Origin of the sequence: Qiania dongpingensis (assembly GCF_014337195.1) — a bacterium.
Taxonomy (GTDB): Bacteria; Bacillota; Clostridia; order Lachnospirales; family Lachnospiraceae; genus Lientehia; species Lientehia dongpingensis.
Genome location: NZ_CP060634.1, coordinates 2,279,673 through 2,293,213, shown reverse-complemented (window position 1 = coordinate 2,293,213; position 13,541 = coordinate 2,279,673). Strand labels below are relative to the sequence as shown.

At 50.6% G+C, this 13,541-nt stretch carries 13 protein-coding genes; 1 reads left to right on the top strand and 12 read right to left on the bottom strand.

The window, feature by feature from the left end; genetic code table 11:
• Positions 1-53: 53 nt before the first annotated feature.
• From H9Q78_RS10695 to H9Q78_RS10675, 5 genes are all read right to left on the bottom strand, one after another.
• Positions 54-1,112 (bottom strand): sugar ABC transporter substrate-binding protein, encoded by a 1,059-nt coding sequence (locus H9Q78_RS10695; RefSeq protein WP_249301669.1) that lies wholly within the window; start codon positions 1,110-1,112, stop codon positions 54-56.
• A 227-nt stretch (positions 1,113-1,339) separates the two neighbouring features.
• Positions 1,340-2,557 (bottom strand): hypothetical protein, encoded by a 1,218-nt coding sequence (locus tag H9Q78_RS10690; RefSeq protein ID WP_249301667.1) that lies wholly within the window; start codon positions 2,555-2,557, stop codon positions 1,340-1,342.
• A 23-nt stretch (positions 2,558-2,580) separates the two neighbouring features.
• Complete coding sequence (locus tag H9Q78_RS10685; RefSeq protein ID WP_249301665.1) at positions 2,581-3,378, bottom strand: sugar phosphate isomerase/epimerase family protein; 798 nt, start codon at positions 3,376-3,378, stop codon at positions 2,581-2,583.
• Positions 3,375-4,199 (bottom strand): alpha/beta fold hydrolase, encoded by an 825-nt coding sequence (locus H9Q78_RS10680; protein WP_249301663.1) that lies wholly within the window; start codon positions 4,197-4,199, stop codon positions 3,375-3,377. Before H9Q78_RS10680 ends, H9Q78_RS10685 begins: the two co-directional genes overlap by 4 nt.
• A 4-nt stretch (positions 4,200-4,203) precedes the next feature.
• Entirely contained in the window at positions 4,204-5,301 is a 1,098-nt protein-coding gene (locus H9Q78_RS10675) for an alcohol dehydrogenase catalytic domain-containing protein (RefSeq protein WP_249301661.1), read from the bottom strand.
• 149 nt (positions 5,302-5,450) lie between these two features.
• On the opposite strand from H9Q78_RS10675, the gene H9Q78_RS10670 reads away from it, so the two are divergent.
• Entirely contained in the window at positions 5,451-6,356 is a 906-nt protein-coding gene (locus H9Q78_RS10670) for an ArsR/SmtB family transcription factor (protein WP_249301659.1), read from the top strand.
• Between the two features lie 9 nt (positions 6,357-6,365).
• Here the strand turns inward: H9Q78_RS10670 and H9Q78_RS10665 are convergent, their stop codons facing one another.
• The 7 genes from H9Q78_RS10665 to H9Q78_RS10635 form a co-directional block, all read right to left on the bottom strand.
• A complete protein-coding gene (locus H9Q78_RS10665) occupies positions 6,366-7,124 on the bottom strand; it encodes a DeoR/GlpR family DNA-binding transcription regulator (RefSeq protein ID WP_231061810.1) in 759 nt (252 codons plus the stop codon).
• Positions 7,125-7,219: 95 nt separating this feature from the next.
• On the bottom strand, positions 7,220-8,197 hold the full coding sequence (locus H9Q78_RS10660; protein ID WP_249301657.1) for a carbohydrate kinase family protein: 978 nt from the start codon (positions 8,195-8,197) through the stop codon (positions 7,220-7,222).
• 153 nt (positions 8,198-8,350) lie between these two features.
• Positions 8,351-9,037 carry a D-lyxose/D-mannose family sugar isomerase gene (locus H9Q78_RS10655; protein ID WP_249301653.1) on the bottom strand — a complete coding sequence of 229 codons (687 nt, stop codon included), beginning with the start codon at positions 9,035-9,037 and terminating at the stop codon, positions 8,351-8,353.
• A gap of 25 nt (positions 9,038-9,062) precedes the next feature.
• Entirely contained in the window at positions 9,063-9,680 is a 618-nt protein-coding gene (locus H9Q78_RS10650) for an L-rhamnose mutarotase (protein WP_249301650.1), read from the bottom strand.
• A gap of 13 nt (positions 9,681-9,693) precedes the next feature.
• On the bottom strand, positions 9,694-11,205 hold the full coding sequence (locus H9Q78_RS10645) for a sugar ABC transporter ATP-binding protein (protein ID WP_249301647.1): 1,512 nt from the start codon (positions 11,203-11,205) through the stop codon (positions 9,694-9,696).
• An 87-nt stretch (positions 11,206-11,292) separates the two neighbouring features.
• Entirely contained in the window at positions 11,293-12,462 is a 1,170-nt protein-coding gene (locus H9Q78_RS10640; RefSeq protein ID WP_249301645.1) for a sugar ABC transporter substrate-binding protein, read from the bottom strand.
• Positions 12,463-12,528: 66 nt separating this feature from the next.
• Positions 12,529-13,527 carry an ABC transporter permease gene (locus tag H9Q78_RS10635; protein ID WP_249301644.1) on the bottom strand — a complete coding sequence of 333 codons (999 nt, stop codon included), beginning with the start codon at positions 13,525-13,527 and terminating at the stop codon, positions 12,529-12,531.
• Positions 13,528-13,541: the final 14 nt, after the last annotated feature.

Here is a 13,541-nt window from a genome sequence, read left to right as displayed (position 1 = left end):
GCCCTGCTGTTTGATTGATTTGTTACACTGCTGCACGTGAGGTCTGCGGAATTTTAGAATCCTTCGTATGTACTGGCGTTGTCCTTATTTACTTCCTTGCAGTCCAGATTTTCTAACTTCTCAACATCCTTGCCGTTCAGATAATCCAACGCGTTCTTTACACTATGGATGCCCAGTTCTTTGGGAAGCTGTGCCGCTGTCGCGAGCAGATAACCGGATTCGATCAACTCAACCGCATTGGTCGTGCCGTCTACGCTGGTGACTTTTACATCGCCGGGCTGATATCCGTTGGACTGCAGCGCGGAACAGATTCCAATCGCAAATACGTCGCCGGTGGTGAATACGCCCGCCAGATCAGGATTTGCCTGGCAGATATTCTCCATAAGTGTAAGAGCTTCTTCTGTGGTGGCGTTCTGTACAATTTCCTCCTGTACGATCTCCACATCGGGGAATTCTTTTTCGATCAGGTCATACAGAGCCTGTTTTCTGTCGTTTACCGCTTCGCTTCCGGTGGTAGTGATGGTCGCGATCTTACCTTTTCCGCCGATGCCTTCCAGAAGTGCGCGTCCTGCGATCTCGCCTGCGCTGTAGTTATTGGAAACAACGGTGGAAACAACCGCATCCGTCTCGCCTGCCGGAGTATCCATACATATTACGGGAACGCCTGCTTTTGCGGCTTCTTCCAATGCCGGAATGATGGCGTTGGAATCGATGGGGATACAGATGATAGCCTTGCATCCCTGGGATACCAGGTCGGCTATCTGATCCATCTGCTTCCGGGAATCGCCGGAAGCATCTGTTACGACTACGGAAGCCGTAGGATCATACTGTTTCACGCCTTCTTCCACGCCGGATACACATGTTGCATAAAAAGAGTTCTGAGCATTGGGGACGGCACATCCGTACTTTCCGCCTTCACTGCTGCCCTCTGACTTGGCAGCTGTAGTCTCGTCAGCTTTGGCTGCGGTAGTCGTCTCATCCTTTTTGGCTTCTGTCGTCTTCTCTTCCTTCTTGGCAGCCGTGGTCTCATCTGCTTTCTTGCTTCCACAGCCGGCCAGCACAGAAGCAACCATAGCCAAGCACATCAGTAAACATAAAACCTTTTTCCTCATGAAAATACCCTCCTTTTTACATTTCTTTTTGTTTTCATGGTAACGAACAAAATCAAACACTTTGCACATACAGCTTGTACTGATGTTCAACTTTGTTGTATTTACATACAAACAATAGCATATTTTTTGTCTGAGCGCAACACTTTTGCACAAGAAATTTGTTGGTTTTCTTATTTTTTTATAATATTTTAAACATATTCAAACACATTCAAACATTCGCAAACTTGTCAGAATTGTTTGCCCGGATATCCAAAGTGCTTCAGCATCACAATATCCGAATTATCGCTGGGATTCGCAATCGTTACCCCCCTCCTTGCCGCCGGCTCCGACACAAAATATTCGTCGCAGGTCAGCTGCTCATAGCGGATACAAGCAGGTGTCTCAATGGGAAGCCCGTCTATGGTCCCGTTCCCCTGCATCATGATAAAGCCATAGGCTTCTTCGTCCTGGATCGTGACCGAGGCCCCCGGCTTTACAACAAGACGCTTTGCACAGAACTCTTTGGATCCGTATACGATCCACTCTTCATAATATCCCTTTTCTTCCATGGCTCCCACGTCCCCCGCCGGAACCGGCTCATGATAATGGTGCTCTTTAAAATCCAGATCTGTATTAGCCTCCCAATCCAGGCAGCTGATCAGGTAATCCCAATCGCCCTTTTTATCAGCCGGAACTTTATCCCAGAGCATAAAATCATCTGCTGCCAGATCATTGTTCAGGTTCTGCATAAAGATGGAGCAGTCACTCATATACTGGGGCTCATATGTTACCAGGGAACCGGGGGCATGAAGAATACCGGCGGGCACATCCCATCCGGTGCCCAGCTTAAGCTTATAGGCCCTGGAAAGCTCCAGGATACCGTTGTCTTCACAGTCCCATTTCTCCAGGTAAGCTTTAAGTTCTTTTTTTGTAAGGTGCGGGTCCAACCCGAAATAAGTATACCCTGCCCTATAGTCATAGGCATTCAGCTCTACTGGATAATAATATGCTTCCGGCTTTTGTGCCACCCCGACCAGAGCCGCCTGTTCCTCCATCAGATGCACATGATGGTTAATGGGCACAGAGAAATCATAGAATTTCGCAAAGAAAGTCATTTTTCCGCGCTCATTCATGATCTTTTCTCCCAGGATCTCACCACCGATCAATTCCACGGCTTCTTTGAGTTTAATCTTCTCCACACCATTCTCCGTCCGGCACACAATAAAGCTGAGTCCTTCGTCCGGCCCCGTGGTCTCGCCGTTGTCCGCCATGCCTGTGGAAGCAAACCATCTCTCACATACCGGACCGGCCTTCAGTCCCCTGGGATACAAGTCCCTCACATCAAGCTTCATCCTCCTTCCGGCCGGCAGCGTCGTCCTCGTCACCCAGCAGGGTGCGAGGCGGAGGATTCCTCCTGTCCGTTTCATCTCTTCTTTCAGCAGTTTTCTTTTCTCTTCAGGTTTCATATAAACTCCTTTCTGATATCTTTTTACAATTTTATCTTCTGCAGGTACACACCGTCCTGCAGCATAGTTTCATCCGGCCGCAGCACCGCCTGCGGAGATTCCTCCTCTACTGCGATCCAGCCGCCGTAATCCGCCTCTTTCAGGCATCCCAGCAGCTCCGGGAAGGGAATCACCCCTTCTCCCATCGGCGTCCACAGGCCGTTCTTTCCCATATCTTTAAAATGAACATGGCAGATATGTGGCATAAAAAGGCGGAAGATTTCTTCCACGTCCATTCCGCCGTGGGCAATATGGCCTGCGTCCGGGGTAAAACCCATGCCGCTGTCTTCGAAAAACCTCTTTAGAAGCTCATAATCCTCTCTGCAGTGAAACAGAGATAAAGGCGATGAATTTGTATGGAAAGACGGAGGATATCCTGCCGCCTTTGCCATTTCCCCCAGCCTGGCCAGAAATTCCAGAAACTCCTTCTGTTCTCTTTCCCGTTTTTCGAAGGGTGCGGCCGGAGGGATGATGGAAAAGGACATCAGTATCCCGCCGAAAGGCGCGGCCGCATCAAAGGACAGCCTGGCCGTCTCCAAAATTTCGTCTTCTTCAGCCGTCCCCCAGGGGAGCGGCACACCGACTGCCGTAAGCGTCATGTTTCTTTTGTCAAACTCTTTTTTCAGCTCCTGCGGTTTTTCTCCATACTCCCCCAGCATAGTAGTTTCAATTTCCAGGCCGCCGAACCCCGCCTGGGCACAGATATCCAATATATGAGGAATTTTTCCCTTATATGTGCCATAGGACATCTGCCACGCATAAGTCTGGGCGCCGTATTTCATATCCCCGCCTCCTTCTGCCCCGGACATTTTTTCAAAAATTCCAGGGTTATCCGGTTGAATACGTCTAAATGTTCAAAATGCTGCACATGGCCTCCTTCATTCACATACAGCTTTGCTCCGGGAATCCGGTTTTTCAGCTCCTCTGCATAGGAAAGCGGCGTAAGGATATCTGCCTTCCCGGCCACTACGAGGGCCGGGACGCGGATCCGTTCCAAATATGGCAGCGCGTCATGGCCCATACATGCCTCGCACTGCGCCCGGAACGCGTCTGCCGTCATTCTGCTCTCTGTATTCTGCTCAAGCTCCCTCTCCCTTTCCGCGAGGACCTCCGGATGCCCTGCAAAGGTGGCGGGAGAATAGATGAATTCCTGGAGCAGGCGGTCAAAGGCCAGAGGTGTCAGACAATCATAACAATCCTGAAACGTGCCCATTATCCGTCTCATATAAGGCGCAGGCCTGGCGAAGGTATTGATCAGAAGAAGGGATTTCACCAGCTCCGGCCGGAAAACCGCCAGCATCTGGGCAATGGCCCCTCCCATGGAGATCCCGGCCACATGAGCGCCTTTAATATCCAGGGAATCCAGTACGGCCGCCGCGTCCGCCGCCATGGACTCCGTAGTACAGTCTTCAGCTTTTCCCGAGTCGGACAGTCCGGCTCCCCGATTGTCCACGCTGATGCATCGGAAGTAGTTCCGATATACCTGTCTGTGAGGCTCCCATGCGGACAAGCCGGCCCCCAGTCCCATGAGGAGAAGAAGCGGTTCACCCCTTCCCTCCTCTTCAAAATGAATCTTTACCCCGTCTCTTTCTATGTAAGGCATAAGGTCACTCCTTTCCGTCCATGGTCATAACGATCTTTATGACATCCGGCTCCTTTCGGGCCGCCTTTTCCACCGCCTCGAAAAACCGGTCCAGAGAATACCGGTGGGTGATCATGCCCTCCGATTTAAGCGACCCGTCATATAACCCCTGGATCACTTTCTCAAAACAATGACAGCTGGTATAGGAGCCATAGATGTCCAGCTCTTTCCGGTCTCCAATAATGGTCCAATCATAAGTTATCTCCTCCGGCAGAGCGCTGAACTGAACAAACCGTCCTTTTTTGCGAATCATATCCAGGCCCTGGTAAACGCTGCTGGGATGGGCCGCCACTTCCAGGTAGACATCACAGCCTCTTCCTTCCGTGAGTTCCTTCACCCGTTTCACCACATCCGTTTCCTTTGGATTCAGGACGAGATCGCAGCCAAATTTCTTTGCCAGCTCCATTCGCGCGGGATTCATTTCCAGCCCCACGATCATCCTGGGCTCATATTTCCTGGCGATGCTCACCATGGCAAGGCCGATACATCCCATACCAGAGATGACGACCAGGTCTTCCTTCGTTATCCTGGCTCTTTCCACTCCGTGCATGGCACAGCAAAACGGCTCGATCAGGACTGCTTTATCCAATGGCATGTCCGCCGGAAGTCGGTATACCACAGTCCCTTCGGGGATCCGCATATACTCCGCAAACGCCCCGTTCACATCCGACTGGTGTCCGAAGTTCCGCTGATTCTCGCACATGTTATACTCACCGCGCTTACAGTAGAAACATTCTCCGCAGAACTTGATCATATCGGCTACCACCCGTTCTCCCAGAGCATACCCTTTAGAGGCAGCCCCTGCTCCCATGGCCACTATGGTCCCGGTATATTCATGCCCCGGTATCACCGGCGGTTCCATAGGTCCCTTCTCTTTTTCATTTCCCCAAAAGGAATCCGCTCCCTGATACCACATGACGTCGCTCCCGCATATCCCGCAGGCGTCGATTTTAAGAATGATATCATCCGGATTTTCTATCTGAGGCACCGGCGCATCCTCCAAAAACGCATAGTCATTCCTTCCATAAGCCATGACGGCCTTCATCGTATTCGGCAGGTTCATCTTCTTATCCTCCTTTATATTATATATTTATATTAATGTTTCATGTTTTCATTAATTAATTAGAGCATAGCATCTCCTGAAATATCTGTCAATGCAAAAAAAATATGATATAATTATGCTTAGAATATGGAAAAACCGGGAGAAAAGACATGATCTATTATGATAAACTGCAAGAAGCGCTGCCTTTGTTTCAGGCACTCGATTCCGAGATCCGCCTTCGGATATTAGAACTGCTCATGGAAAACCGCAAAATGAATATGAACGAAATTGCCCGGGCCGTCGGCCTGTCCAACGCGGCAATCTCCGTTCATATGAAAAAGCTGAGCGCCGCCGGTGTCATCAGTATCTCCAGTGTGGCGGGAAAACGCGGCACACAAAAGGTCTGCTATCTGAACGAGGATACCATACTGATCAAGCTGGCGGAAGAATTCCCCGGGCGGGAATCCTATGATACGGAGTTTAACGTGGGCTGCTACTCCAATTATCAGGTAACTCCTACCTGCGGCCTCTCCAGTCATGACCAGATCATAGGAGCCCTGGACCAGCCTCAGTTTTTTGCTTCCCCTAAGCGGTTCCAGGCCGATATCCTCTGGTTCACCCAGGGCTTTGTTGAATATCTGATCCCCAATTATCTGAACGGCGGCCAGACTCTGGACGAAATCCAGATCTCTTTCGAGATCAGCTCCGAGGCGCCGGGCTTCTGCGACGTCTGGCCGTCGGATATCTATTTTTATCTGAACGGGACCGAGCTTGGATATTGGACTTGCCCCGGCGACTTCGGTGAAAGGGCCGGCCGCCTGAATCCGGAATGGTGGCCCAGGGTGAACCAGTACGGCCTTTTAAAGCTTTTGACTGTCAATCAGCTGGGGACCTTCATCGACGGCCTTCCCCTCAATGATGTCACGATCCAGGACATAAAAACAGACACAGCGGCCGGATTCCTTTTCCGGATCGCCGTGCCTGAGCACGCAAAGCATATAGGCGGCCTGACTTTGTATGGCACGCATTTTGGAAATTACAGCCAAGGCATCCGCGTCAAAATTCTGTATCATTGATGCGGACTGTCATAAATCAGCCACGATCAGATTGGCTCCCATCTTCTGAAGCCTCTCTTTCGTTTCCGGACTGATATTGCTGTCTGTTATCACACCCGTAACATCCTTTATGTGGCTGTAGGATATCAGGCTGTATTGATTGAATTTGGAGGAGTCCACCAAAACATAAGTCTCCATCGCTGATTTGATGATGCTTTGTTTTACGCCGGCTTCCGGTGGATAGCCGTCGTAAAAATAGCCGTCCTCTCCCACTGTCGTGGCTCCCAGGAATGCGATATCCACCCGGTAGCGGCCAATCTGCTCTTCGGTCTGCGCCCCGTAGCAGGACAGCGTCTGAATCCTCAGCGATCCTCCGATGATCAATACCGAAATATAGGGGCGGTCTGAAACCTGGTCCACAATCTTCAGATTATTGGTCACGACTATGTTCCGGCTGCCCATCGGAAGGTTCTTCGCCAAAAGCGTAGTCGTCGTTCCTGAGTCGATGAAAATCCTCTGTGTGGCGCCGATCAGCTCAAATGCCTTTCTGGCGATCATTTCCTTCGCCTGCTCTGTGGCTCCCTTAAATTCCATGTCTTCCTTGGCTTGTCCCAGGAACACAGCGCCTCCATGGGTACGGCTTACATTTTTCCCTCCCGCCAGATATTCCAGATCCCGGCGGATCGTCATATCCGACACCTGAAATTTTCGGCAAAGCTGGCTTGTCTGAACCTCGCCGTCCTCCATCAGCATCTCATATATTTGCCGGCGGCGCTTCTCCCTCAGCACGGGAATCCCCCCTCACCAAATCACATTATTACCATTATACTTAGGTTTCCGGAATTTAGCAACCTCTGAATTTTCCCTGGGAATATCCTGTCCGGCTATTTCCTGTTAAGCGCCGCCTTTTCCGCCTGTCTGATAAATTCCTCCACATGCTGTTCCGACCGGATATACAAATGGGCGCCAAGCCCCTGGGAATTCAAGGCTCCCGCACCGCAGGCGAATTCTGCGCATGCTTCCGGCTCCATTCCTTTCAGCAGGCAGTGTACAAAGCCTGCCACAAAGTTGTCCCCGCATCCCGTAGTATCCAGCGGTTTAATCTTAAAGGGATCGGTGAAAAACCTCTTTTCCCCGCTCTTGAAAAAGCACCCTTCCGCTCCCATTTTAAGCACCACATTTTTGACTCCGGCGTTTAAGAATACATCCGCGATCGCGTCGGGATCCTTTTCACCGGTCACATAGACTGCCTCGTCATAGCTGGGCATCAGATAATCCGTATACGGATATACCTTTTTCACCGCATGGGGACCAATTCCCGCACAGTCAAAATTCATATCCGCAATGGTGAGCGCGCCGGCTTTCTGTGCCTCTTCAAAAATCACCTCAATCCCGTTTTGGTCCAGCGCTCCCAAAGCGAACAGGCTCCCTGCCGTCACGGCCCTCGTTTTTCTGAGCACCGACAGATCCACATCCGACATCTCCGGAGTAAAGTTCTCCCCCGGTCCCACCAGGAAAGAATGGTCTCCGTTTGGCTTTACCACGACCACCGTAGAGAAGGTCCTGCAGTCGTCCGGTCGCACCAAAAGAGAGGTATCGACGCCTTCCCGCACCAGATCCCCAAAGATCATATCGCCCACGTTCCGTTTATCCAGCCTGGTGAGCAGCGCAGAATGATCTCCCAGCCTGGCCAGGGTCACAGCCTCATTCACCGCGTCTCCCCCGGAAGCCAGCAGCACCTGGCCCGCCATCACGGTATCCTTTCCAGACACCAGGGCATCCTCCGGAATATCCGTCACCAGGATATCCTGTACCACCTGGCCAATGCAGATCACATCATATTCTTTGTTCTGATTATCCATTTCCTTATACCTCTTTCCCAAATTAAGAAGAATGTGTGCCCCTATTATGCTACTATTTTAACTCCTGCCGCCAAAGTACGCAATATGGTCTTCTTTTGAATTAGAAAGACAGATGCCGTTTTCGCGGCATCTGTCCGAATATCCCTGTATATCTCACTGCAGAACAAGCTTTTTGTATTCGTTGCACAGGGGATGGATCACCGGTTCATCTTCGTCTATGTCCGCATACTGCTTCGGCTGGAGCTCGATATGATAGTTATCTATGTTATCGTCGTTGATCTTGGAGACCTCGCCGCAGATCAGGTCCCCGGATCCCGGCTTCGGGCCAAACGTATGGGCGATCCCGGGAGTGATGCTGATGCTGTTGCCGGGATAGATCAGCACTTCTTCTCCTGCCGCGTAGGTATGCTTGATCCCGTCCTGATAAATGTCCACGGGCGTGTCAGCCGCTTTTCCGTCTATGGTATTATACAGCTTGATGAACATCACGCCTCCCCCGCGGTTGATGATATCTTCCGTCTTAAAACCATGATAATGGATGGGAAGTCTTTGTCCGTCCTTGAATATCAGCAGCTTCTCCGCGTAAGGTACACCCACCTCCGGATTATCCAGCAAACCGTTTCGGATCGTAAAAAGTACGCATCCGATCTCGTCAAACCGGCCCAATCCATGGTCCGTCATATCCCATCCCAGCATGAGCTTATCGATCACGTCAATCTCATCTTTGTGCTTCTTCCATTCCTCCAGGTCCCAGTACCCAAATTCAGGAAGTTTAAAATTGTTTTTCTCCAACAGCTCTTCCGCATAACGGATCGAAGCATTTACCAGTGAACGTTTCATTGTTTCCTTTCCTCCGTATTCCTTATTATCGTTTAAACTCATATACCGGCCGCATCTGTTTCCAGAATTCTTCTCCCGGAAGCGGTATCTGACACTCTCCGGTGACTCTCAGCCATTCCTGATAAGTATCATTTTCATAAAGAGCCGGATTCTCTTCTCCCAGAAACTCCACGAACTGCAGGAGATACAGGCCTCCCCCGGGAAGCTCCGTCACAAAGATCGAGGATTTCCGGAAGCCGTTCTGATAGCAAAGATCGTGAATGATCTGAGGCTGGTAATCGTGCAGACGGATATATTCATCCAGAAGCTCTCTTTTTGCACCGATGATGATGCCTTTGGACTGCAGGCAGGTCAGGTCATCCCCTTCATGAAGCTTAAACTCATATACATGCCTGGCCTCTTTCCATTTATCTCCCCATTCGGAACATGGCGTCTCTTTTTTTCCGTTCTCTGCCGTTTCGGTGTAACAGAACAGACAGGTTCTTTTCTCCACTTCCTGCATATAAAGCCTGCACTGCAGGAAACCGGCCTCTTTCATTTTCCTGTCCAGCTCTTCTTTTCTGTTCCGGCAGTCCGCAATATACCGTTCTGCCTGCTCTTTTTTTATTTCCGCCATATAAGCGTGTTTCTTCACCGTCTCCATTGTCCCGGCTCCTCTACACAAATGATTTTCCGATTTCGGTGCTGATCTCCTCGCCGGACTTTGCGAAGAACTCTTCGCCGGACAGTTCTCCAGTTATCTGTCTGTCCCTGAAGATCAGGATCCTTCTGGCCAGAGAGATCATCTCGTTCATATCGGAGGAAATCAAGATCACAGTCTTTCCTTCCTTAGCCGCCAGATTCCAGATCAGTTCATGAATGTATTCCTTTGCGCCGATATCCACCCCGACGGTCGGTTCGTCGATGATCAGGATGTCGCAGTCCGCCGCCAGCCATTTTGCAATGCTGATCTTCTGCTGGTTGCCGCCGGAAAGCTTCCCGGCCAGCGTATTGAGGCTGGGCGTCTTAATCTCCAGGCGCTTCGCGAATACATCCGCGTTTTCCTTTTCTTTTTTTAAATTGATAAACGGAATATGCCGGTAATAGCTCTTATTCCAGGAATTCACACAGACGTTCATGGCTACCGTATGTTCCAGGAACAAGCCCTCTTCTTTTCTGTTTTCCGTCACATATCCAATCTTATATTTATGGAGGGCCGTTTTAAATGAATCGATCTTCACCGGTTTCCCCCAAAGCAATACTTCTCCCCCGTCGCGCTTATCAATATTCAGCATAGTCCGGACCAGCTCCGTACGGCCGGAGCCAACCAGTCCATAGAAGCCCAATATTTCCCCCTTATGCACTTTGAAGCTCATGTCCTTGAATCCATGGATACGGGATGTGATATTTCTCGCTTCCAGGGCGACTTCACCATTGTAAGCGTCCAGCCTGCCGCGGTAACGGTACACAAAATCCCGCCCGATCATCATTTTAATAATCTTGGAATTTTCCATATTTCCAATGCTGTCCGTCCCTACCAGTCGTCCGTCGCGGAACACGGTCACCCGGTCGGCGATAACCTGTACTTCCTCCAGCTTATGGGACACGAATATGATTATCATCCCTTTATCTTTAAGCTTCCGCACAAGCTCAAACAAGGTGTTTGCCTCATGGCGTGTGAGAGACGAGGTCGGTTCATCCAAAAGCAGGACCCGCGCGTCGGCGCTCAGCGCTTTCGCAATCTGGATGAGCTGTTTATGCGCCGCGCTCAAAAAGCGCACTTTCTTTTCCGGCGGAAAATCAAGTCCCACCTCTTTCATATATTTAAGCGCAAATTGATTGATGGCTTTCCAGTTCACAAATCCGAATTTTGTAAACTGGCTTATCTTGTCATTGATGATGTTTTCCGCAATACTCCCTTCGGGAATCAGCTGGATCTCCTGGTGCACCATACTGATGTGCTGCTTCACCGCATCGCCGTAGCCATGAAGTTTCAGCTCTTTTCCATCCAGCACGACCTTGCCGGTATCTGCTTTATAGATTCCGCAGATAATCTTCATCAATGTACTTTTTCCGGCGCCGTTCTCCCCCAAGAGTGCGTGGATCTCTCCGTCTTTAAACGGTACCGAGATATCCTGTAGCGCTTTTACGCCCGGAAAGGATTTTGAAACACCGCTAACTTCCAGCATATATATTCCTCCGGTTTCTGCAAAGGATCTTAATCTCTTTCTTATTCCCCTCTCCAGGCAAGGAGAGGGGAACAGAAGAAGATAAATTTATTCCGGCTTGTTCAGATATGTGGACTCCAGATCTGCCGCGATCTTAACGCTCAGCTCTTCGATCTCTTTATCATAGGTATCTATATTATCCTTTGTAATGAAGACATAGCCGGTCACAATATGTACTCCCCAGTCTTTGATGGTCCATCCCTCTGCCATATACAGCAGCGACAGGCTTCCCAGATATCCCTGTCCATAGCCGTTCTGTGCTACTCCGACGTCAAGTGTCCCGTCTTCCAGACCGCCCAACACTTCTTCAGAGGGGTCCGTCGCCACTGCGTACAAATGCTTTGCGTCACTGTTGGAAGCATAATAATCCTTCAAAGCGTTGGTCATGCCTCTGGAAGCCGTGCCTCCGGTGGCAATGATCCCTGTCGCGTTGGGGTTTGCCGCCAGCGCGTTCGCTACTTTTTCGTATCCTTCATCCTCTGTCGTAATATCGCCGATGGTCTGGCAGATGGTCACGCCGTCACTTTCAGCCACTGCCGCCTCTACGCCCTTCTGTCTTTCCAGAGTATTTACGTCTCCCAGGTTCTCAAGGACATTGATGATAGAACCTTTTCCGCCCATCTCCTCGATCATTTTCTTAGTGGCTTCATAAGAGTAATCATACACATCGCCGCAGATGGTGGCTGCCGATTCCTGAGGATCGTCTACCTTGCCGCCGTAATTTATAACCTTGCAGTCCGCTTCTATCAGCTCTTTGTAAAGAGCATTGGCTCCGGAAGTATCCGCGCCGTAGATCAGGAATAAATTATATCCCTCAGCCGCTTTCGCCTCTACAATCTGGTTCTCGATGTCCTGTGTCCATTCCGTGCCGATGGCATAGTCAATGGTCACGCCATATTCTTTTTCAATCTGCTGATACCCGGGCTGGATATTCTCTTCGAAATAAGTATCGGGAGCCGGCCAGTAAACACAGATCTTATACTCGCTGGGATCTTTAGAGAGCTTCAGCTCCCGTTCCAGTGAGCTGGTATCGATTCCCGCCTTCGTGGTCTCCGGCGCCGTCGTCTCCTTCTGGCCGTCGCTTTCCTTTGCCGCCGTCGTCTCCTTCGAAGCGTCCGGAGCCTTTGTGGTCTCATTCGCCGCCTTGCCGCCTCCGCAGCCGATCAGGCTGACTGCCATGACCGCTGCACACATCAAACTAACTAACCTTTTTTTCATCCTTTCTACCTCCACTTTCTATTTTTTATAAAAGCCCCGGCCTTACCGAAGGGCCATTTATCCTTGTCACATCATTTTCTCCGCTACCCTGGCCCGTACAGATTCCACCGATACGGCCAGCAGGATGATCGCGCCCAGGAAAACCTGTTCATAATAAACATCCACGTTTAACATCGTCAGCCCGTTTCGGACCATGGTCAGTATCCAGGAACCGCAGAAGAAGCCCAGCGCCGTGAAGCTGCCTCCCAGAAGCGGAATACCGCCTATGGCGCATACGGCTATGGAATACATCATCCAGTCGGAGCCTGTATTGGGCGAGGCCGTCCCCGTCCGGGAAGCCCACAGGATCGCGGCGACACAGGCAAATATGCAGGAGAGGATATTACAGGAGATCACGATCCAGTTCACATTGATTCCCGACAGCCTGGCCGCCGTCCGGTTGCCGCCCACCGCCAGAACATCCCTTCCATATTTCGTGTGACGGAATACAATGTAAAGAACTACCACCAATACAATCATAAGAATGAACAGGAAGGAGAACATCCCTACCTTTTTCCGGCCCGCCCATGTCAAAGCCGCTGTCATCTCATATGAATAGCCATGAGAGCTGCCAATCGCCAGTCCGTTGAATATGAAAGACATGGCCAGCGTAATGATCCAGGGATTCAGGTTCAGCTTTACCACCAGCAGCCCTATGACCAGGCCGCAGACTGCCGATACCGCCAGAGCCGCCAGGATGGACGGCAGAGTTCCCATTCCATAGTTTGCCATCAGGGTCCCCATCACCACCGTGGAGAGAGCCCCGCAGGCGCCGATGCCCAGATTCATATCTCCGATGACCATCAAGATCAGCTGGGCCGCTCCGATAAAGGCATAAACGGCAGCCGTTCTGGACAGGTTGAAAATATTAAAGGGCGTCAGAAACGCATCTGTAAATACGGTGAACACCAGCACCAGTATGACGATCGCAACAATCGCGCTGGAATAGGACTGCAGAAAGAACCGTTTTAGCAGCGATACTCTCGGCTTGTTTGCTGTTCCGGGCATTTTCTCATTATTACTCATATCCTCTTCTCCTT

Bases quoted from the DNA above. Each gene is read 5' to 3' on its own strand.
- H9Q78_RS10675 (WP_249301661.1), bottom strand. From the start codon at position 5,301: ATGAACCTGCCGAATACGATGAAGGCCGTCATGGCTTATGGAAGGAAT.
- H9Q78_RS10670 (WP_249301659.1), top strand. From the start codon at position 5,451: ATGATCTATTATGATAAACTGCAAGAAGCGCTGCCTTTGTTTCAGGCA.
- H9Q78_RS10695 (WP_249301669.1), bottom strand. From the start codon at position 1,112: ATGAGGAAAAAGGTTTTATGTTTACTGATGTGCTTGGCTATGGTTGCT.
- H9Q78_RS10685 (WP_249301665.1), bottom strand. From the start codon at position 3,378: ATGAAATACGGCGCCCAGACTTATGCGTGGCAGATGTCCTATGGCACA.
- H9Q78_RS10635 (WP_249301644.1), bottom strand. From the start codon at position 13,527: ATGAGTAATAATGAGAAAATGCCCGGAACAGCAAACAAGCCGAGAGTA.
- H9Q78_RS10645 (WP_249301647.1), bottom strand. From the start codon at position 11,205: ATGCTGGAAGTTAGCGGTGTTTCAAAATCCTTTCCGGGCGTAAAAGCG.
- H9Q78_RS10680 (WP_249301663.1), bottom strand. From the start codon at position 4,199: ATGCCTTACATAGAAAGAGACGGGGTAAAGATTCATTTTGAAGAGGAG.
- H9Q78_RS10650 (WP_249301650.1), bottom strand. From the start codon at position 9,680: ATGGAGACGGTGAAGAAACACGCTTATATGGCGGAAATAAAAAAAGAG.
- H9Q78_RS10655 (WP_249301653.1), bottom strand. From the start codon at position 9,037: ATGAAACGTTCACTGGTAAATGCTTCGATCCGTTATGCGGAAGAGCTG.
- H9Q78_RS10640 (WP_249301645.1), bottom strand. From the start codon at position 12,462: ATGAAAAAAAGGTTAGTTAGTTTGATGTGTGCAGCGGTCATGGCAGTC.
- H9Q78_RS10660 (WP_249301657.1), bottom strand. From the start codon at position 8,197: ATGGATAATCAGAACAAAGAATATGATGTGATCTGCATTGGCCAGGTG.
- H9Q78_RS10690 (WP_249301667.1), bottom strand. From the start codon at position 2,557: ATGAAACCTGAAGAGAAAAGAAAACTGCTGAAAGAAGAGATGAAACGG.